Genomic DNA, 20,831 nt, shown 5'->3' on the forward strand with positions numbered 1-20,831 from the left:
TCTTTGGATAGGCGTTGACATGAGCTGGGCTGAACAAGAATTTTTTCCCTGGCGCTGGGCAATGCCCGCCTGAACCGGCGGCTGTGCCGGGTGATAGAAGCGATGGCAAGCGATCCGATGGCGAGCGTTCCCAACGTTTGCGGGGGTGGCTGGGCGGAGACCAAGGCGGCCTACCGGCTGCTGGACAATGCCAGGCTGGATTTTCGGGAGGTGTTGCGGGCCCACAGTGTGCCGACCCTGGAACGGATCCGGCAGCAGTCGCGGGTGCTGTGCCTGCAGGATACCACCGAGCTGGATTATTCCGGGCGGCCGTCGATGGCGGGGTTGGGACGGCTGAATTACGAGCAGCGTCAGGGGTTGTACCTGCATCCGACGCTGGTGATCAGTGAGGCGGGCGTGGCCCTGGGGGTGACCGACTGCTGGCACTGGGCGCGTTTGCCCAAGGGGGAACCGGACCTGGCCGAAAGCCTGCGTTGGGTGGAAGGTTATGAGCGGGTGGCCGAGATGGCCGCCCTGGCGCCCGACACCCGGCTGGTGTATGTCGCCGACCGCGAAGGTGACCTTCGGGCCCTGATCGACCGGGCCGAACAGCTGGGCTTTGCCGCCGATTACCTGATCCGGGTACGACACGACCGTAAGCTCAATGACCCCCTCGATGGCAAACTGCGGGCCGCGGTCGAAGCCCAGCCGGTGCTGGGGACGATCGCCTTTGACCTGCCGGCCGGCGGCAACCGCCCGGCCCGGCAGGTCACACAAACAATCCGTCTCGCCCGGGTCGAACTGAAGACCCGCAGCGGCCCGGGTCCCCAAGTCACCGTCATCCTGGCCCGGGAAGAGGCGCCCCCCGAAGGCCAGGAAGCGGTCGAATGGTGTCTGATCACCAACGAAGAAATCACCACCCTGGAACAGGCCAGAGCGCGCATCGAATGGTACCGCAAACGCTGGTGGATCGAGGTCTACTTCCGCATCCTCAAAAGCGGCTGCCGCATCGAAGCCCTGCAACTTCGCACCCGGGAACGCCTGGAACGGGCCCTGGTGCTTTATCTGATCGTCGCCTGGCGCATCCTGATGCTGATGACGCTCGGGCGGGAACATCCCGAGTGGTGCTGTGAAGTGGTGTTCTCTGTCGAAGAATGGCAGACCGCCTGGGCCATCCACCATCGCACCCCGCCGCCCGCGACGCCGCCGGATTTGGGCGCCATCGTCCGCATTGTGGCCGGCTTTGGCGGCTGGCTGGGGCGCAAGAACGATCCCCCACCCGGCCCCAAAGCCCTGTGGCAGGGCATGACCAAACTGAGCGCCTACGTGGAGGCCGTGACCGCCATCCGGGCGGCCGAGATCAAGTTCCCTCAGAGAAAACGGATAAGACATTGATTCCTATAGAAGGGGGAAGATGTGGGTAATAGGGTGAATCCCAGGTATTGGAAGCTCTGGCCTTTCCGTCCGGGTTTTCTGAAGTCGAGCAGGCGGGTTTTGTCCGGGTGCAGGCGCAGGCCGTATTTGGCCAGGCGCTTGCCCAGAACGGCCAATACCCGCCGGGCGTCTTCTTCCCGTTCGAACACCAGGACCGCATCGTCGGCGAACCGGACTTCGAAGGCGCTGCCTTGCAGTCGCGGTTTGACCGTCTGCTCGAACCACAGGTCGAGCACGTGATGCAGGTAGAGGTTGGCCAGCAGTGGGGAGATCACCCCACCTTGCGGTGTCCCTTGTTCGGGGTAGTGAAGCTGTCCGCTCTCCATGACGCCGGCATTCAGCCATTTACCGATCACGCGGCAGATCACGCCGTCGCGCACCCTCTGCCCCAGAAAGTTCCGCAGCCGGTCCCGGTCCACGTCGTCGAAGAAGTTTTGGATGTCCAGGTCGATGACCCAGCCACCGCCCATGGCCATCAGCCCGCCCCATAGCCTCTCCAGGGCCTGGTGGGCACTGCGTCCGGGCCGGAACCCGTAGGAGCAGTCGAGAAAGTCCTGCTCGAAGATGGGTTCCAGCGCCATCAGCACCGCCCGTTGCAGCACCTTGTCTTCCAGCGTGGGAATGCCGATCGGGCGGGTCTTTCCCGTTCCCGGCTTGGGCAGGTGGACGCGCCGTACCGCAGGCGCCCGATACCGGCCGGTCTTGAACCGTTCCAGCAGGCGCGTCAGGTTCTCCTCTAAGTTGGCTGCGTATTGGGATGCAGTCACGCCGTCCACCCCGGCGGCCCCGTCCTTGCGGGTGCGCCGCCAGGCTTCTTCCAGCCACACCACGTCGATGTGGTGGGCAATCGTGGTCAGTTCCAGCTTCGGTTCGATCCGGGCCAGTTCCACTAGCTTCCGTTGTCGTGTTGAGATGTTCTCCTGGCTCGATGTCCCGGCCATCTGTCCCTCCGAAAGCCCCATCGTCCGACCTGCCGCTTCCCTCCATCGGGTCCCTTGGGGCAGGTTCCCCGACTTCCCAGGTACTATCGGCAGGCTCCGATTGCTCGATCACCTTCCCAGCGCGCTTCGTCGCCTTCGCGCGCCGGTACCCTGCTTCGTGTCCCGTTCGCTCCCATCGGCCGGACACCGCTCCGATGGGCCTGGGCCTTTTCTCACACGGCGCCCGCACCGCTCTTCCCGCAGGGAGTGATCGAGCCCTCCCAGGTTCCTGGGCGACCCTTGCCCTGCATGCCCCGCTCTTCGACCCCGGCGGAGGGATGATGCCAGGCCAGTACAGCACCACCCCTGTTGCCTTCCGTCCGTTCAACAACGTCGGCTCCGCATTCCGTACTTTCGAGGCTCCATCACGCGGCCTACAGGCCCCCTGTGTACGCTTCGCAGTCGGGATCGCTCCTCGACCACGCAACACTCGGTTCCGGCTGGTGGCCAGCCTTGGCCGGACAGGACTTGCACCTGTCAGGTCGCTCTGAAGGTTTCAGCGATGTCTTTCCTTCTACATAACTTCCTCCTTCTCCAGGCTTGGCCTGGCGCAATGAACGGTAACGATCAGATGCGCCTTCGAACCCGACATGCGGCTCATAACCTGGCGCTGCTCAAACAGATGGTGCTCAATCTCTTTCGCCTCGACTCCACCAAACGCCGCGGGGGTATCAAGGCAAGACGGCTCCTGGCCGCCTCCAGTGACCACTACCGGGCTCAGTTGCTTGGATGGACGTAGCGTTCATGCGATTGCCCTGCAACAATGAACCTTTTTCCGTTGTTTTCCAGCAGTTTGCCGATATAATCCTTCAATTCATCCGAATTGTGGGCATCCAGGCGGGACTCAAGGATCTGGATCACCAGGTCGCTGTTACGCGTTACCGTTTGGATTTGCATGGCTAGGTCCAAGTCTCCAAGGAAAGCTTGAGCATATTAAAGATCTCCGGGAAGCGCAAACACGGCCGCGTTATTCAAGAAACTCCAAAACAATAAGGATGAAGCATTTTGCTAAAGTGGCTGCTTTGGCCCACGGGAGGACTTTTTCTTTATCTGTCCCAGCTTGCCGTTGACCTTGAGCTGCAGGAGCTTTTGGCCGTCGGCCTGATTGCTTGGCTGCTGTTGCTGCGCCCCCTTCCCCGCCAGGGATGGTTGCGGCTGCTGTTTTTGCTGCTGGCGGCCTTTCTGGTAAGCCGCTATCTTTTTTGGCGCACCTTCAATACCTTAGGTTACGATGGCCCTGCCAGCTTCGTCGCTTCTCTGGCTCTCTACGGTGCTGAACTCTATGGCATCCTGATGTTTGGCCTCAGCAACTTCGTCAGCGCCGCTCCGATCCGCCGTGATCCCGCCGGCACTGAAAGCCCCTGGCCCTCAGTGGACGTACTGATTCCCACTTACGAGGAACCCTTCGAAGTGGTCAAGGCCACCCTGGTTGCCGCCACGTCCATGGACTACCCTGGTGACTTCAGGGTCTATTTGCTTGATGATGGCGCCACCTGGAAAAGGCGTCATGCCAACGATCCTGAAACAGCACACCAGGCGCGGCAGCGCCATCGACAACTCCGGAATTTATGCACTGCGGTCGGTGCCAGCTATCTCACCCGTTACGACAACCGCCACGCCAAGGCAGGCAACCTCAACGCCGCCTTGCTGAAAACCGATGGCGATCTTGTTGCCGTGCTGGACTGCGACCACATCCCGACCGTGGATTTTCTGCGGTCCGCCACAGGCTGGTTCGTTGCCAATCCGAGATTGTTTCTGCTCCAGACCACCCTATTACCCACATCTCTCGCCCCTGTAGTAAGATATTGATTTCTTTGGATAGGCGTTGACATGAGCTGGGCTGAACAAGAATTTTTTCCCTGGCGCTGGGCGATGCCCGCCTGAACCGGCGGCTGTGCCGGGTGATAGAAGCGATGGCAAACGATCCGATGGCGAGCGTTCCCAACGTTTGCGGGGGTGGCTGGGCGGAGACCAAGGCGGCCTACCGGCTGCTGGACAATGCCAGGCTGGATTTTCGGGAGGTGTTGCGGGCCCACAGTGTGCCGACCCTGGAACGGATCCGGCAGCAGTCGCGGGTGCTGTGCCTGCAGGACACCACCGAGCTGGATTATTCCGGGCGGCCGTCGATGGCGGGGTTGGGACGGCTGAATTACGAGCAGCGTCAGGGGTTGTACCTGCATCCGACGCTGGTGATCAGTGAGGCGGGCGTGGCCCTGGGGGTGACCGACTGCTGGCACTGGGCGCGTTTGCCCAAGGGGGAACCGGACCTGGCCGAAAGCCTGCGTTGGGTGGAAGGTTATGAGCGGGTGGCCGAGATGGCCGCCCTGGCGCCCGAGACCCGGCTGGTGTATGTCGCCGACCGCGAAGGTGACCTTCGGGCCCTGATCGACCGGGCCGAACAGCTGGGCTTTGCCGCCGATTACCTGATCCGGGTGCAGCACGACCGTAAGCTCAATGACCCCCTCGATGGCAAACTGCGGGCCGCGGTCGAAGCCCAGCCGGTGTTGGGGACGATCGCCTTTGACCTGCCGGCCGGCGGCAACCGCCCGGCCCGGCAGGTCACACAAACAATCCGGCTCGCCCGGCTCGAACTGAAGACCCGAAGCGGCCCGGGTCCCCAAGTCACCGTCATCCTGGCCCGGGAAGAGGCGCCCCCCGAAGGCCAGGAAGCGGTCGAATGGTGCCTGATCACCAACGAAGAAATCACCACCCTGGAACAGGCCAGAGCGCGCATCGAATGGTACCGCAAACGGTGGTGGATCGAGGTCTACTTCCGCATCCTCAAAAGCGGCTGCCGCATCGAAGCCCTGCAACTTCGCACCCGGGAACGCCTGGAACGGGCCCTGGTGCTGTATCTGATCGTCGCCTGGCGCATCCTGATGCTGATGACGCTCGGGCGGGAACATCCCGAGTGGTGCTGTGAAGTGGTGTTCTCTGTCGAAGAATGGCAGACCGCCTGGGCCATCCACCATCGCACCCCGCCGCCCGCGACGCCGCCGGATTTGGGCACCATCGTCCGCATCGTGGCCGGCTTTGGCGGCTGGCTGGGGCGCAAGAACGATCCCCCGCCCGGTCCCAAAGCCCTGTGGCAGGGCATGACCAAACTGAGCGCCTACGTGGAGGCCGTGACCGCCATCCGGGCGGCCGAGATCAAGTTCCCTCAGAGAAAACGGATAAGACATTGATTCCTATGAGAAGGGGGAAGATACGGGTAATAGGGTGGCTCCAGACCCCTCATTTTTTTGTCACCCCCGATCCCATTGAGAAAAACCTGGGACTTTTTAACCGCATGCCGTCGGAAAACGATATGTTTTACGAAGCCATCCAGCCGGGTCTTGATTTCTGGCAGTCTTCCTTTTTCTGCGGCTCGGCGGCAGTGCTGCGACGAGGTGCCCTTGAGGAGATCGGGGGATTCTCCACCCTGTCGGTGACCGAAGATGCAGCCACCTCCCTCGACCTTCATGCCCGCGGCTGGGATTCCGCATATCTGCTCAAGCCAATGATTTCCGGCCTGCAGCCGGAAACCTTCACCAGCTTCGTCAGGCAGCGCATGCGTTGGGCCCAAGGGATGGTACAGCTGTTTGTGCTCAAAAACCCCCTGTTTCTCAAGGGCCTGAAGCTGTGGCAGCGGCTCGGCTACTTTAATTGCATGCTGTTCTGGTTCTTTCCCTTTGCCCGGGTCATTTTTCTGCTGGCTCCGTTGTTTTACTTGTATTTTGGCCTCCATATCTATGATGCCGGATTGGCACAAATAGCGGCTTATACCATTCCTTACCTGCTAGCATTGATTCTGACGACCAATTATCTGTTCGGGCGGGTGCGCTGGTTTTTGCTGTCCGAAATTTATGAAAGCATGCAGTCCCTGTTCACCTTGCAGGCGGTGTTTGAAACCCTCCGCAATCCTCAGTCACCCCGTTTTGTTGTCACACCCAAAGGTGAGCGACTGCAGACCGATTTCATCTCCCCTCTGGCCCGGCCTTTCTATATTCTCATGTTTCTGACCGCGGGAGGCATTCTCTCTGGCTGGTGGCGCTGGCAGGCGTTTCCGGATCAGCGGGAGCTGATCCTGATCACTATGTTGTGGGCCATTTTCAATTTGCTCATTCTCACCGCCGCTCTGGGGGCGCTTTACGAGCGCAGACAGCGACGACACAGCCCCCGCCTTCCGGCCGACCGGATGTCCGCCACCCTTAATGTGGGGGGATACAGGATTGCCGCGCAGATTCAGGATTTTTCCATTGGCGGTGCCGCCTTGAAACTCAGCCAGGCGCTTCCCGATGACAGTCGTCGTGGCACTTTGGAATTCATTCATCCTGTTCGGAATAAAACAATGCAGCTTCGTGTGGAAATCATCAGCCGCCATCCCGCTTCCAGGCAACCCCTGGCGGGTGTTCATTTCTCGCCGCTTTCGCTGCAGGACTATCGTGACGTGGTCCTGCTTGTCCACGGTGACAGCCGCCGCTGGGAGAGGATCCTCCGGCAACGGGATCGGGATGTGGGCATTCTCAGAGCCTTTCTGACCCTGGTGGCCAACGGGCTGCTGCAGGCATGGGAACACTTAGCCTCCCTGTTGCCGGAAAGGCGGCGGTATCCGCTTCAAAGGTGGTTGCTCCCCGGGCTGGCGCTGGTGCTGCTGGTGCTGGCTTTCGGGCTCCGGGCTGAAGAGACCGAAGGGCCACAGCCTGTCCACCTGCCGCTGGCGGAAATGATGGCCAGGCCGGAGCGGGTCGTCCTCCGCAATGTCAGTGACGATTACGTCCTGCATTTCCCGATATCCCCACGCCGACAGGTTCGCTCAGCCCGGCTGCACCTCGATTTCTTCCATTCTGCCGCCCTGGTGGCATCCAGATCGCAACTGCGGATCAAAATCAACGGGGTCACTGTCAGTCAGTGGCGTCTGTCCCCCACTAATCCTCACAGGATTGTCGATATACCGATTCCTGCCGAATTACTGGTGAGCGGTTACAACGAATTGCGTTTCATCACCGTCCAGCATTACACTGAATCCCAGTGCGAAGACCCCACCAGCCCGGAGTTGTGGACAGAAATCGACACCGTTCACTCCCACCTGGACCTGCTGCAACATCCGCGCCCGATTGAGGCAGGCTTGTCCGCTTTGTCAAGGTTAATAGATCCGACACTGCCGGACTATCGCATCCATTTCCTGATCCCCACGGCTGATTTCGACGATGATCAGTTGGCATGGGGCAGCCTGATTGCACAAGGTATCGCCTTGCGCCGGCGCCATGCCCCGTTCACCCTGGACCTGACTCAAGCAATCGCCCCACCGGCTGTCGCGCCGGCGGCACAAATTCTGCTGCCAGGTCCGACCGATGGGGACACAGTGTTGATTGGCACCCGGAGGCAATTGCGACCATTGCTGGGAGATGCGCCTCTGCGGGCCATCCAAGGGGCCTATCTGGGCATTTTCCCCGCCCCCCAACAACCGGAACATTTTGTGCTGGTGATCTCGGGAATCACTCCTGATGAAGTGCACCGGGCTGCCGAAGCCTTTTCCCTTTTGAACTTTCCCTTGCCGGATTCGGCGGCCACTTTGATCCGGGAGCCAAACCTCGACCCTGTCAATCCCCATCAAGGTCTCACGGCAGTGGTGCCGGAAGCAACTTACAGCTTCTCGCAGCTGGGCTTTGCCACCCGGGCAGTCCGCGGCCTCAAACCCAGGCCACTGGAGATAGAATTCTTCATGCCGGCGGACTGGTATGCGCCGGAGACTGCTGAAGTGATTCTCAAACTGCACCTGTCCTACAGTGCCGGCATGCGGCGCGACTCGCTTCTGGAAATGCGCATCAACGGGATTTTCGAACGCGCCGTTCCCCTGCCCGCTGAAACAGGCAGCCAATACCAGGACTATTACGTCGCAGTGCCGCTCCGCACCCTGAAACCCGGCCGCAACCGCATCAGCTTCCTCCCCCGACTGGTGCCTGCGGTCACCGGGGAGTGCCTGTTCTTCCACACCGATCACCTGGCCCTCACCCTGTACGATGATTCCACCATTGAATTTCCCGCTGTGGACCATTACGCCGAGCTTCCGGATCTGGCCCTGCTGTCCCGTACGGGCTTTCCCTACTTACAGGGCAGTGGTGCCATGCTGGGAGTCCGGGTCCTGGACGCCAGCCGCGACAGCATCCTCTCGGCCTGGCACCTGATGGGCAGGCTTGCCCGCCTCAACGGCCTGCCCCTGACCAAGGCCCGGCTTTCCTTTGCCGCCATCGACGATGCACGCCACCTGTTTGCGGTTGGCCCCCTTGATCACCTGAATCCAGGCTTGTTTAAAACCGCACCGGTCAATCCAACAGCTCATTGGAAAACCTGGTTTTACTCTCTGGGACAGGCAACTGCCCGAACCCGGGACTGGAAAGAGCGCTTATGGAGGAAACTGTTTACTGAACCCGGCCAAATACCTTTGGAACCACGTCACGCCCGTATTCCGCAGACCGGAGGCATCGGCTCCTGGGCCCTGGGCATGTCTTTTCCCACGGAGAAGCAGAGACTGATCACCTTGTTCACTGCAAAGGAACGCCTGTATCCTGCCATGCGCACCCTGACCGGACCTTCCCTCTGGGCCCAGATGCGGGGCGATCTCATCTTGTGGCGGCCCGATGATAAAACCCTGCATTGGCAAAAAATCAGCCCGACATTCTACATTGGCGACGCCAAACTAAACTCCCGGCTGATTTTCCACTTCGCCCGTCATCCCTGGCAATGGCTGACCGCTGTCCTGGTTATGGTACTGCTGCTTTCCTGGATCATCCACCGGTTGCTGCGGCGCTTCAAGCACCGCCTCCATCCCGATGCCAGAGATTTTACGCCCTAAGGGCATTTTTGCGGCTCTCCTCTGCATCGCCCTGCTGCCGTCCTGCGCTTTTGTGGCTCCGCTGGAATCCCTTTGGGAAAGCTACAAGACCAGGTTCATCCAGAACGGCCGGGTGGTGGACACCGGCAACCAGGGTGTCACCCACTCTGAGGGACAGGGCTATGGCATGTTGCTGGCAGTGGCCGCCGGGGACCGACCCACCTTTGAATCCCTGTGGCAATGGACCCGGGCCAACCTTCAGGTCCGCGGGGATCACCTGTTCATGTGGCGCCACCGGCCCCACGTACCCCTGAGCCAGGAGGACCCCAACAATGCCACCGACGGCGACCTGCTGATCGCCTGGGCGCTTTTGGAGGCCGCCGGCCGTTGGAATGAGCCGATATGGGAACGGGAAGCCCGAGCCATCCTGGCAGATTTGAAGCCCAAGATCGTCCGTCGCTGGCACTCTCATACGGTGTTACTGCCCGGAGCCTATGGATTTGAGCATCAGGGCCGCCTGACACTCAACCTGTCCTACTGGGTGTTTCCGGCCCTGCGGCGTTTTGCCGCCGCCGATTCCGATCCGGTCTGGCGGGAACTGGTCAATGGCGGACTGGCACTGATTAGACAGGCGCGGTTCGGAACCTGGAAACTGCCAAGCGACTGGGTTGAGGCGGCAGAAACCCTGCAACCGGACCCCAAGCACCCACCCCGCTTTGGCTATGACGCCGTTCGCATTCCCCTGTATCTGGTTTGGGGCGGTTACCACAATCGCGAACTGCTCAGTCCCTTTGTGGATTTCTGGAAGGCGTTTGGCGGCTTCCTTCCCCCTTGGCTGGACCTGGAACTCGGTTGCGTGGGAGCCTATCCGGCATCGGGTGGGACCCGGGCCATTTACAATCTGAGCCGCTTTGCCATCGGCAAAAGCTGGTGGCTGTATCTGCCCAGCCCCACGCCGAAAGACGCCTATTACTCCACCAGTCTCATCCTCCTGAGCCATCTGGCTGCCCGCAGAATTCCATGAAGCGCTGGATCACCCTGATTGTGATAATGCTTCCCCTGAGCCTGCCGGCCCAGCCAAGCGCACCGGATGAACGGATTCTTTGGCAACTGTTTCAGGCGCACAAGCTGGAAACGCTGGCCCGGGTGATTAAAGAATGGCGGCACAACTATCCCAGCTGGCAACCGCCGCCGCAACTGCTTCAGGAAATGGGCAGGCTGCGGCAACGGCAGGTCTGGCAGAGGCGCCACCGTCGCATTGCTGCGGCCGTCAAAAAACAGGATTGGCCTGGCTTGCTGCAACTGGCAAGGCGGTATCCATCCCTTTTCAGCTGTCGGCATCCCGGCCACTTGGAAACCCTGGCATTGGCCTATGGCAAGGCTGGCGAACTCCAAAGGTCTTTGGACAGCTACCGGCGCTTGCTCGCTTGCCCATCGGTTCAACCTGAAGATCTGTTGCAAAGGGCCCTGTGGCAACTGCCTCCCCCCGTCTTCGGGCAACTGCTTCACGATGCCCGTGGGAAGCTGAATACAGCCACCTGGAAAAATCTGCACTATCAAAATCAGCGTCGAAGACTGCTGCAGCTTCATCATGACAAAAACCAGTCACGCCTGCTGAGCGAGACCAAGGAAATTGCAGAAACCATCGTGGCCCGACGCGACCTGGATCTCATCCGGCTATTGGGATGGGCAGCCTACCGACAGCAAGATTGGCAGGCGGCGGCATTCTGGTTCGAACAGGGTCTTAAACTGGCTCCCAGGGAAGAGGAGCTGGCCTATGGGCTGTCCTTGACATACCGGCAGCTTGGAGACAACAAGCGTCTGCTGGAATTGGCCAGCCGTTTTGGCCGGGAGTCGGCACGTATCCGCCATCTGACGGGGGACCATTTGCTGTTGCAGGCCTGGCAGGCCTATCAGAATGGGGACTACAGCCGCAGCCGCCATCTGGTTCAGCACGCTCTGCCCTGGCTGCAACAAAGTGACGAAGCCAGATACTTGTTGGGCTGGATCGAAATGAAAACCGGCAATCCGCAGGCGGCGCTGCAATATTTCCAGCCCCTGTATCAAGACCATCCCGACAGGGCGGACTATGCCGAGGCCATGATACAGGCCTATTTGGACAGTGGCCTTGAGCCTGCGCACTTGCGGCGATCACCCGTGCTGGACCGGATCATCCGGCGCCGCAAGGCGGAACTGTACTATGCCCGCAAGCGGTTCCTGCTCGCCCGCCAAACCGATCCCGGAGCAGTGCCACAACTGGAAAATATTGACAGCCCGGGTCTGGAAACCTCCGCTCTGTACCGGTTTAAATCGGGTGACAAAGGGCTGGACCGCCTGGAAATCCTGATGGTCCCTTTATTTTCGGGCAAATATGTTCACGGCAGCCAGCGTTTTGGGCTGTCTCTGGGGCGGATCGACCTTGCCAGCGGCGAACTCAACAATGTCTCCCGTCTGGCTGCCAATGCGACCCAGGCACAGCAGCTTCAAAACGATCCTCCGATCCATGCCCTCCAGGCCGCCTGGCTGGAACTGTCCTACCGCCGGGAAGGCGGTTTCAATCCTTATTTGACCCTGGGCCATACTCCCATCAATGATCTCATCACTCCCCGTCCCACCTTGCGCCTGGGTTTACAGGATCACTGGCGGAAACTCAACTGGAATGTAGAGTTGTATTCCCAGCCGGTTCGGCTCAGCCTGCTTTCCTACACGGGCTGGAAGGCTTTGGGGAAAAAATGGGGGCGGGTATTGCGCAGCGGCATTCAGACCCGCAATATTTTGAATCTGGGGGAGCACTGGAGCGTTTATCAAAATTTTGATGTCGCTTTTCTGGACGGCCGGCGCACCAAGGACAACTGGGCCATTCAGTACACTATCGCACCCGGTTACAACATCCGCCTGGCTGGATTCGATTATTTGACCCTTGGCCCCTACTTCGACTTCCAGCATTACGGCAACAACCAGAATCACTTCCGCTTGGGCCACGGCGGCTATTTCAGCCCCCAGCGCTTCTATGGCGAGGGCTTGCAGCTGAATCTTCAAACTCAGGAAGGCCGGCGATTTCTGATAGAGGGGCGCATGGCGCTGGGCATCCAGCACTTTTACGAGGCCACGGCACCGTGGTTTCCCATCGGTTGCCCTTTCGCCCGCTGCGACGGCCGTTACCCATCCAGCCGCACCACCCGATTCGCCCCGGATCTGCGTGTCCGCATGGTGGGACAGGTTAATCCGCTGGTGCAGCTGGGGGGCGGCGTTTACGCCCGCAAGAGCGGGGACTTCAGGGAAGTGGGCGTCGGCCTCTTCATCCGCCTGCTGTTCGAACCCCGGCGGGCGGTCTTCAGCAGCGACCTGCCGGCACTTCTGTTCGGCGCCATCGAATGAGAACTCCCAAACCGGCCAGAAGCAAAGCCAGCGATTCTGGCTCCGGAATGAACAGGTAATGGTTCACCTGACCGGAACAGCGGTCCGCCGAGGCATTGCCACACTTCCCCACAGGCGGGGCTTGGAGTGATCTTACAATCAGGTTGCCATCGATGTGGGCATCGTAAAAGGACAACTCCGCCCACGGCGCCAGAATGCTCCCCTTGACGCCGATATTGTGGATGCTCAGGTCTTGGGCTTCGAAAAAGTTGAACAACACCCGGCGGGTGAGACTGCCGTCGTGTCGGTCGGCCGGATTATCGGGCACCCGCAACCAGCCACCGTCCACTTTGCGGAAAAAGCCGAAATTGTCCAGCTCCGCCATGATCCCGTCCACATTGATCAACACCGTGGAGGCCAGGGGTACATCCAGCCACAGACCATAGGCACCTCCCAACCAGGAGGCATTGATGTCAAATACGTTGAGCCAGGGATCGCTACCGGCAAGATGGAGCGCCCAACCCGTTCCGGAACCGTCCCGCCAGGCGGAACCGTTGGCTGCCAGCCCGGCCCAGGCGCTGGAACGGTCGTACAGATCCTGGGTCAATGCGGTAAAGTTCAACGGCGCTCCCGCCACCGGCCGCCCGGTGGGAACGGCGGGATCGTCGGCGTAGAAGCCGACGTGCTGGATGTCAGCGGAACCGCCATAGTAGGCGTTGCCGTGATAGACGCGACCGTCGTGGAAGATGAGATCGCCGCCGACCACCAGGGTGGCGGAAAAATTGTCAGAATCGGACAACAATTGTCCGACAGCGTAATGGCTCAAGGTGGCATCGCCACCGACCGCCACCCGTCCCTCCACATCGGAATACTCCCCGATCATGTCCCCAAGCACTACCAGATTGTAACGGCCGGCGACACCGAGGGAGATGGCCTGCACCGTCAACGGCAGCAAGAACAACCAAAGCAGGCAGACGATGCGATTCATAGGATGATCACCCCTTACATGTTCGAACTGAGTCCGAGTTTTCGTTTCAGTGCCAGGGCATTTTTCACCGCATAGGCACATGCGTCGTTGTCAAAAAACAGGCAAACCTTATGCCCTTCTCCATGGACCCAGCGGCGAACCCGCCCCGCCCACGCCTCCAGCTGCGCCTCGGTATAACAACCATGATAGGCCTGCCGCGCCGGGCCGTGCAGGCGGATATAGATCAGCCTCGCGGTGACCACCATCGGAGACTGGTGCCCAGCGAGGTCGAAGAGGCAGAAAGCGGCCTGATACCTTTCCAGCAGCTGATAAATTTCCTGACAGTGCCAACTGGGATCGCGGAATTCGAAGGCGTATTCGTACCAGGGCGGCAGCAGGGCGAGGAATTCGGCCAGGCGGCGGGGATTGACATGCCAGCGCGGCGGCAGCTGGAACAGGATCGGGCCCAGCCTGGCACCGAAGGCGTCGGCCACGTCCAGAAAGGCCTGTAGCGCCGCCTCGCACTGTCTCAGCTTTTTGAGATGGGTGATGAGACGGCTGGCCTTGACGGCGAACCGGAAGCTTTCCGGCACCTGGGCGCACCACTGCCGTACCGTCTCCACTGAGGGCAGGCGGTAGAAGCTGTTGTTGACCTCGACGCAGTCGAAGTCGCGGGCATGCCAAGCCAGCCATTTGGCAGCCGGCAGGTCCTGCGGATAATAACGCCCGCGCCAATGGGGATAATGCCAGCCGGAAGTGCCGATTCTCAAGGCGTTGCGGCGCTCCGGGACTTCGGGCGCCGGATTGCCGTCGGTTTTTTTGCCGATTTTGAGGAACCTCCGCACTTTTCTTCGCGTCACAGTAGGACACGAATGCCTTCGTGCCCGCCAGCTCTTTGCCCGCTCTTTCCCTGGTACGGAATCTGCGTCCCGGAAACCGGGACGCGTGCGTCACGTCCGCTTGTCGTTTGCCTTGAGGAGGATTTCATGGGGATCTTTGACCATTACCGCGACCGTTACGAAGCCACACAGGAGGAGGAATACACGCTCCAGGAATACCTGGAAATCTGCCGCGACGATCCGTCCGCCTACGCCACCCCCGCCGAGCGCATGCTGCTGGCCATCGGCGAGCCGGAGCTGGTGGATACCCGCCTCGACCCGCGCCTGTCGCGGATTTTCGCCAACAAGGTCCTCAAGCGCTATCCCGCCTTCGACGAATTCTACGGCATGGAGGAGACTATCGAGCAGATCGTCGCCTACTTCCGCCATGCCGCCCAGGGTCTGGAGGAGGCCAAGCAGATCCTCTACCTGCTGGGACCGGTGGGCGGGGGCAAATCGTCCCTGGCGGAAAAGCTCAAGTCCCTGATGGAAAAAGTGCCTTTCTACGCCATCAAGGGCTCACCGATTCACGAAAACCCCCTCGGACTGTTCGATCCCGAAGAGGACGGCCCCATCCTCGAAGACGAATATGGGATCCCGCGCCGCTATCTCAAGCCCATCATGTCCCCCTGGGCCAGCAAGCGCCTGCACGAGTTCGGCGGCGACATCACCCGGTTCAAGGTCGTCAAGCTCTATCCTTCCATCCTCGACCAGCGCGCCATCGCCAAAACCGAACCGGGGGACGAGAACAACCAGGACATCTCCTCCCTGGTGGGCAAGGTGGACATCCGCCAGCTGGAGCACTATTCCCAGGACGACCCCGACGCCTACAGCTACTCCGGAGGCCTGTGCCGCGGCAACCGCGGGATCATGGAGTTCGTGGAGATGTTCAAGGCCCCCATCAAGGTGCTCCATCCTCTGTTGACCGCCACCCAGGAGGGCAACTACAAGGGCACCGAGGGGCTGCCGGCGATCCCCTTCGAGGGCATCATCCTGGCCCACTCCAACGAATCGGAATGGCAGCAGTTCAAGAACAACAAGAACAACGAGGCCTTCCTCGACCGCATCTACGTGGTCAAGGTGCCCTACTGCCTGCGGGTGTCGGAAGAGGTCAAGATCTACGACAAGCTGCTGCGCCACAGCTCCCTGAAGGACGCCCCCTGCGCCCCCCACACCCTGGAGATGCTGGCCCAGTTCGCGGTGCTGTCGCGCCTGAAGGAGCCGGAGAACTCCAGCATCTACTCCAAGATTCGGGTCTATGACGGCGAGAACCTCAAGGACACCGATCCCTGCGCCAAGTCCTACCAGGAATACAGGGATTTCGCCGGCGTCGACGAGGGCATGGAGGGACTTTCCACCCGCTTCGCCTTCAAGATCCTCTCCAAGGTGTTCAACTTCGATCACAGCGAGGTGGCCGCCAATCCGGTGCATCTGCTCTACGTCCTCGAGCAGCAGATCGTCCAGGAGCAGTTCCCGCCGGAAACCGAGGAGAAATACCTGCGCTACATCAAGGAATTCCTGATCCCGCGCTACATCGACTTCATCGGCAAGGAGATCCAGACCGCCTACCTGGAATCCTATGCCGAGTACGGTCAGAACATCTTCGACCGCTACGTCACCTACGCCGATTACTGGATCCAGGATCAGGAATACCGCGATCCGGACACCGGCGAGATCTTCGACCGCCGCGCCCTCAACGAGGAACTGGAGAAAATCGAAAAACCCGCCGGCATCTCCAATCCCAAGGACTTCCGCAACGAGGTGGTCAACTTCGTGCTGCGGGCCCGGGCCAAGAACGGCGGCCAGAATCCCTCCTGGACCAGCTACGAAAAGCTGCGGCGGGTGATCGAGAAGAAGATGTTCGCCAACACCGAGGAACTGCTGCCGGTGATCTCCTTCAACGCCAAGGCCTCGGCGGAGGACAAGAAAAAGCACGAGGACTTCGTCAACCGCATGGTGGAGAAGGGCTACACTCCGAAACAGGTGCGGCTGCTGTGCGAATGGTACCTGCGGGTGAGAAAATCCACTTGAGGCGATGTGGTTCGAGATCCTCGGCGACATCCAAGGCGTCGAAACCTTCGCCAGTGGCCGAGGCATTCGGGAACCGGCCCGCCTGCAGAAGGTTTATGGCCGCGGCAACTGGCGCAAGCGCAAGGGGGTCGCCGAGATCCGCCTTCCCGATGGCACGGTGAGATTGGCGGAAATCCACTGGTACGAAGCCAGCGGCATCGGCAGAAGAGAGTTCAAAATCAAACGTTTTCTGGACTGAACATCATGAACGATACCCGTTTCGTCCTCTGCATCGACAATTCCGCTTACCCGGCGGCCCTGGAAAAGCGCAAGGTCTATCAGGTCGTCCCCGACCCGGAGGCACAGCGGCACCATTGCCTGCGGGTCGTGGATGAGTCGGGTGAGGATTACCTGTATCCGGATCCCTGTTTCGTCGCCATCGAACTACCCGAAGCGGCGGAAGCCGCCTTCGATGAGGAGGCAGCCTGACCATGTCCCAGATCATCGACCGCCGCCTCAATCCCAAGCACAAAAGCGCCGTCAACCGCCAGCGTTTTCTCAAACGTTTCCGCAGGCAGATCAGAAAGGCGGTTTCCGACGCAGTGGACGGGCGCTCGGTCACCGACACCGACAGCGGCGAACAGGTCACCATCCCAACCAAGGACCTGGCCGAGCCGGTGTTCCAGCACGGCCCCGGCGGGCGGCGCGAGATCGTCCACCCCGGCAACCGGGATTTCGTCACCGGCGACCGCATCCCCCGCCCCGAGGGCGGCGCCGGGCGCGGCAACCGGGCCAGCAACCAGGGCGAAGGCATGGACGACTTCGTCTTCGAGCTGTCGCGGGACGAGTTCCTGGAATTCTTCTTCGAGGACCTGGAGCTGCCGGACCTGGTCAAGACCAGGCTGGCCCGGGAAGTGGCCCACCAATCCGTTCCGGCCGGCTTCAGCAAGGACGGCATTCCCCCCAATTTGCACGTGATAAGATCCCTGCGCGAGGCCCACGCCCGCCGCATCGCCTTGACCGCGGGCAAGCGCCGCCGCCTTGGGGAACTGGAGGCGGAACTGGCCGCCCTCAAAGCCGAAAACGCCCCGGAAAGGGACATCGAAGCGCTGGCGCAGGAAATCGAGCTGCTCAAACGGCGCATCGCCACCGTCCCCTTCATCGACACCCTGGATCTGCGCTACCGCAACCGCATCCAGATCCCCAGGCCCACCACCCAGGCGGTGATGTTCTGCCTCATGGACGTCTCCGGCTCCATGGACCAGTACAAGAAGAGCCTGGCCAAGCGTTTCTTCCTGCTGCTGTACCTGTTCCTGTCGCGCAACTACGAACGCACCGACGTGGTCTTCATCCGTCACCACACCATCGCCAAGGAAGTGGATGAGGAGGAATTCTTCTACTCCCGCGAGACCGGCGGCACCGTGGTCTCCAGCGCCCTGGTGCTGATGCGCGACATCATCCGCGCCCGTTACCCCACCCAGGACTGGAACATCTACGCCGCCCAGGCCTCCGACGGTGACAACTGGCCGGAAGATTCGGGCAACTGCCGCCGCCTGCTGGACGAGGAAATCATGCCCTGGCTGCGGTATTACGCCTACGTGGAGATCGACAACGACTATCCGCTGGGGCTGTGGCAGGAATACGAAAAGGTGGCGCAGCGCTGGCCCAATTTCGCCATGCAGGCCATCGACTCGCCGGCGGACATCTATCCGGTGTTCCGGGAGCTGTTCCGTAAGAAGGGGGTTGATCAATGACCGCAGGTGGCCGGGGGCGGGTGAAGCCGGGTCCACAGGGACGCCGTAAATCCTTCCCTGGAGGCTCGGATCCGGCCATCCAGGCCGGGTACGCCCTGTGGCCCCGGCTCCACCCGCCCCACACTGACCTATGGAAGTTGGCATGAGTGAGCGAAAACCCCTCTCCACCGGCTCCGAGTGGACCTTCGAACTGCTGGAAAGATACGACACCGAGATCGCCCGCCTGGCGGCGGAATTCGGCCTCGACACCTATCCCAACCAGATCGAGGTCATCTCCTCGGAACAGATGATGGACGCCTACGCCAGCTGCGGCCTGCCGGTCTATTACCACCACTGGTCCTTCGGCAAGCAGTTTCTCTCCATCGAAAAGCACTACAAACGCGGGCAGATGGGGCTGGCCTACGAGCTGGTGATCAACTCCAATCCCTGCATCGCCTATCTCATGGAGGAGAACACCATGACCATGCAGGCGCTGGTGATCGCCCACGCCTGCTACGGCCACAACTCCTTCTTCAAGAACAACTACCTGTTCCGCACCTTCACCGCCGCCGACGCCATCGTCGATTATCTGGTGTTCGCCAAGAACTACATCACCGAGTGCGAGGAACGCTATGGCGAGGAAGCGGTGGAGGAGATCCTCGACGCCTGCCACGCCCTGATGAACTACGGCGTGGACCGCTACCGCAAGCCCCCGCCCCTGTCGCTGCGGGAGGAACAGCAGCGCCAGAAGGAACGGGAAGCCTACCTCCAGAGCCAGATCAACGACCTATGGCGCCTCACCGTCCCCGAAAGCCCGCGGCGGCGGGAGTTCCGCGAGGAGCGCTTCCCGCCGGAACCGGAGGAAAACCTGCTCTACTTCATCGAGAAGAACGCCCCCCTGCTGGAACCCTGGCAGCGGGAGATCGTCCGCATCGTCCGCAAGATCGCCCAGTACCTCTACCCCCAGCGCCACACCAAGGTGATGAATGAAGGCTGGGCCACCTTCTGGCACTACACCCTGTTGAACCGGCTTTACGACGAGGGGCTGGTGAGCGACGGCTTCATGCTCGAATTCCTCGAAACCCACACCGCCGTCATCGCCCAGCCTCCCTTCGACCACGACTTCTACAACGGCATCAATCCCTACGCCCTCGGGTTCGCCATGTTCCGCGACCTCAGGCGCATCTGCGAGCATCCCAGCGAAGAAGACCGGCGCTGGTTCCCGGAGATCGCCGGCAGCGACTGGCTGGAAACCCTGGACTTCGCCATGCGCAATTTCAAGGACGAAAGCTTCATCGCCCAGTACCTCTCCCCCCGGGTGATCCGCGACTTTCATCTGTTCGCCGTTCTCGACGACGACCAGGAGGAGGAGCTGGAGATCAGCGCCATCCACGACGAGGCCGGTTATCGCGCCATCCGCGAGAAACTGGCCGAACAGTACAACCTGGGCAGCCTGGAGCCGGACATCCAGGTGTGGTCGGTGGACACCCGCGGCGACCGCTCCCTCACCCTGCGCCACTTCCAGCACAACCGCCGCCCCCTGGCCGACAGCGCCGAGGAAGCGCTCAGGCACGTCCACCGCCTGTGGGGCTTCACCGTGCGCCTGGAGACGGTTGACGAGCGCGGACGGGTCAAGTGGTGCTACGAGTGCGGCTAGGCATACCAGGCGCTGGCCTTGTATAGCTCGTGGGCGTGGCGCAGCAGCACCATGATCACCGAGGCCGCCGGCAGGGCCAGCAGTACTCCGAGAAACCCGAACAGCTGGCCGCCGGCCATCACCGCGAAGATCACCGTCACCGGATTCAGGCCGATGCGGTCGCCCACCAGCAGGGGGGTCAGGATCATGCCCTCGAGCAGCTGCCCCACCCCGAACACCGCCAGCACCAGCCCTGCGTGCCACAGGTCGTGGAACTGCACCAGGGCCGCCAGCACCCCCAGCACCACGCCGACGAAGGTCCCCAGATAGGGGATGAAACTGATGATTCCGGCGATCATGCCGATCACCATTGCCGTGTTCAGGCCCACCAGCGCCAGCCCCACGCTGTAGATCACCCCCAGGGCCACCATCACCGACAGCTGACCGCGCAGAAACACCCCCAGCACCTCGTCTGCCTCCCGCGCCAGCCGGGCCGCCGTCGGCAGCGTCCGCCGGGGCAACAGACCGGCGACCCCGGCCACCAGCCGGTCCCAGTCCCGCAGCAGGTAGAAGGTCACCACCGGAATCAGCAGCGCGTTCATCAGCCAGCCGAGAATCACCGCCCCCGAACGGGTGAGGGAACCGGCGACCGCGGCGGCGATACCGCCGGCCCGCTGCCAGTCCTGCTGCAGCAGCTCGACCACCGCCCGCGGATCGTATTCGGCCAGATCGATCCCCAGCCGCGCCTCGAGCCAGGGAATCAGGGTGTCCCGGATCCACCCCAGATAGCGGGGAAGATCGGCGAGAAACCGGGAAACCTGGCGCTCCAGGGCGGGAATCACAATCAGCAGCACCACGATCAGGAGCAACAGCAGCAGGCCGAACACGATCACCACCGCCGTGGTGCGCCCCAGTTTCCATGCCTCCAGGCGGTCGGCCAGCGGATCGGCCAGATAGGCCAGCAGCGCGCCGATGACGAAGGGCATGAGCACCGGGGCGAGCAGATAGACCAGCCCGGCCACTGCGGCCGGTATCACCAGCCA

Annotated in this window: 16 protein-coding genes and 1 pseudogene; 12 read left to right on the forward strand and 5 right to left on the reverse strand. The window is 61.3% G+C overall.

All coding sequences use genetic code 11. The features are described from left to right. The first annotated feature begins 54 nt into the window (after positions 1-54). Positions 55-1,374, forward strand: coding sequence for an IS4 family transposase (locus MCIT9_RS12625; protein WP_317706748.1), 1,320 nt, complete (start codon positions 55-57; stop codon positions 1,372-1,374). On the opposite strand, the gene ltrA is transcribed toward MCIT9_RS12625, so the two are convergent. Continuing rightward, a complete protein-coding gene (ltrA, locus tag MCIT9_RS12630) occupies positions 1,350-2,375 on the reverse strand; it encodes a group II intron reverse transcriptase/maturase (protein ID WP_317705232.1) in 1,026 nt (341 codons plus the stop codon). The two genes, MCIT9_RS12625 and ltrA, sit on opposite strands and share 25 nt — an antisense overlap. Positions 2,376-2,952: 577 nt before the next feature. On the opposite strand from ltrA, the pseudogene MCIT9_RS12635 reads away from it, so the two are divergent. Beyond that, positions 2,953-3,132, forward strand: a pseudogene (locus MCIT9_RS12635) (ISAs1 family transposase); the annotation flags it as partial. On the opposite strand, the gene MCIT9_RS12640 reads toward MCIT9_RS12635, so the two are convergent. Further along, positions 3,111-3,290 carry an STAS domain-containing protein gene (locus MCIT9_RS12640; protein ID WP_317705233.1) on the reverse strand — a complete coding sequence of 60 codons (180 nt, stop codon included), beginning with the start codon at positions 3,288-3,290 and terminating at the stop codon, positions 3,111-3,113. The pseudogene MCIT9_RS12635 and the gene MCIT9_RS12640 overlap by 22 nt on opposite strands. Before the next feature lie 108 nt (positions 3,291-3,398). Between MCIT9_RS12640 and MCIT9_RS12645 the strand changes: the two genes are divergently transcribed. The 5 genes from MCIT9_RS12645 (at position 3,399) to MCIT9_RS12665 (ending at position 12,585) form a co-directional block, all read left to right on the forward strand. After that, on the forward strand, positions 3,399-4,202 hold the full coding sequence (locus MCIT9_RS12645; RefSeq protein WP_317705234.1) for a glycosyltransferase: 804 nt from the start codon (positions 3,399-3,401) through the stop codon (positions 4,200-4,202). A gap of 56 nt (positions 4,203-4,258) precedes the next feature. Continuing rightward, positions 4,259-5,578, forward strand: a complete 1,320-nt coding sequence (locus MCIT9_RS12650) for an IS4 family transposase (RefSeq protein WP_317706674.1) — start codon at positions 4,259-4,261, stop codon at positions 5,576-5,578. 122 nt (positions 5,579-5,700) lie between these two features. Beyond that, the gene (locus MCIT9_RS12655; RefSeq protein WP_340681277.1) at positions 5,701-9,228 is read left to right on the forward strand and encodes a cellulose biosynthesis cyclic di-GMP-binding regulatory protein BcsB; all 3,528 of its coding nucleotides are present in this window, start codon (positions 5,701-5,703) and stop codon (positions 9,226-9,228) included. Next, entirely contained in the window at positions 9,206-10,231 is a 1,026-nt protein-coding gene (locus tag MCIT9_RS12660; protein WP_317705236.1) for a family 8 glycosyl hydrolase, read from the forward strand. Before MCIT9_RS12655 ends, MCIT9_RS12660 begins: the two co-directional genes overlap by 23 nt. Further along, complete coding sequence (locus MCIT9_RS12665) at positions 10,228-12,585, forward strand: cellulose synthase subunit BcsC-related outer membrane protein (protein WP_317705237.1); 2,358 nt, start codon at positions 10,228-10,230, stop codon at positions 12,583-12,585. Before MCIT9_RS12660 ends, MCIT9_RS12665 begins: the two co-directional genes overlap by 4 nt. Here MCIT9_RS12665 and MCIT9_RS12670 read toward each other — a convergent pair. Continuing rightward, positions 12,542-13,552: a choice-of-anchor A family protein gene (locus MCIT9_RS12670; protein WP_317705238.1), complete on the reverse strand. Its 1,011-nt coding sequence runs from the start codon at positions 13,550-13,552 to the stop codon at positions 12,542-12,544. The genes MCIT9_RS12665 and MCIT9_RS12670 overlap by 44 nt on opposite strands. Positions 13,553-13,566: 14 nt before the next feature. Further along, entirely contained in the window at positions 13,567-14,391 is an 825-nt protein-coding gene (locus tag MCIT9_RS12675) for a DUF72 domain-containing protein (protein ID WP_317705239.1), read from the reverse strand. Between the two features lie 126 nt (positions 14,392-14,517). On the opposite strand from MCIT9_RS12675, the gene MCIT9_RS12680 reads away from it, so the two are divergent. The 5 genes from MCIT9_RS12680 to MCIT9_RS12700 all read left to right on the forward strand — a co-directional run bounded on the left by MCIT9_RS12680 (position 14,518) and on the right by MCIT9_RS12700 (position 19,809). Continuing rightward, positions 14,518-16,440 carry a PrkA family serine protein kinase gene (locus MCIT9_RS12680; protein ID WP_317705240.1) on the forward strand — a complete coding sequence of 641 codons (1,923 nt, stop codon included), beginning with the start codon at positions 14,518-14,520 and terminating at the stop codon, positions 16,438-16,440. A 4-nt stretch (positions 16,441-16,444) separates the two neighbouring features. Beyond that, positions 16,445-16,678: a hypothetical protein gene (locus tag MCIT9_RS12685; protein ID WP_317705241.1), complete on the forward strand. Its 234-nt coding sequence runs from the start codon at positions 16,445-16,447 to the stop codon at positions 16,676-16,678. A gap of 5 nt (positions 16,679-16,683) precedes the next feature. Next, positions 16,684-16,908 carry a hypothetical protein gene (locus MCIT9_RS12690; RefSeq protein ID WP_317705242.1) on the forward strand — a complete coding sequence of 75 codons (225 nt, stop codon included), beginning with the start codon at positions 16,684-16,686 and terminating at the stop codon, positions 16,906-16,908. 2 nt (positions 16,909-16,910) lie between these two features. Then, positions 16,911-18,173 (forward strand): YeaH/YhbH family protein, encoded by a 1,263-nt coding sequence (locus MCIT9_RS12695; protein WP_317705243.1) that lies wholly within the window; start codon positions 16,911-16,913, stop codon positions 18,171-18,173. A 142-nt stretch (positions 18,174-18,315) separates the two neighbouring features. Beyond that, positions 18,316-19,809: a SpoVR family protein gene (locus MCIT9_RS12700; protein ID WP_317705244.1), complete on the forward strand. Its 1,494-nt coding sequence runs from the start codon at positions 18,316-18,318 to the stop codon at positions 19,807-19,809. On the opposite strand, the gene MCIT9_RS12705 is transcribed toward MCIT9_RS12700, so the two are convergent. Further along, positions 19,806-20,825, reverse strand: a complete 1,020-nt coding sequence (locus tag MCIT9_RS12705) for an AI-2E family transporter (protein ID WP_317705245.1) — start codon at positions 20,823-20,825, stop codon at positions 19,806-19,808. The two genes, MCIT9_RS12700 and MCIT9_RS12705, sit on opposite strands and share 4 nt — an antisense overlap. Positions 20,826-20,831 lie beyond the last annotated feature (6 nt).

Source organism: Methylomarinovum caldicuralii (assembly GCF_033126985.1).
In the GTDB taxonomy this organism is placed as follows: domain Bacteria; phylum Pseudomonadota; class Gammaproteobacteria; order Methylococcales; family Methylothermaceae; genus Methylohalobius; species Methylohalobius caldicuralii.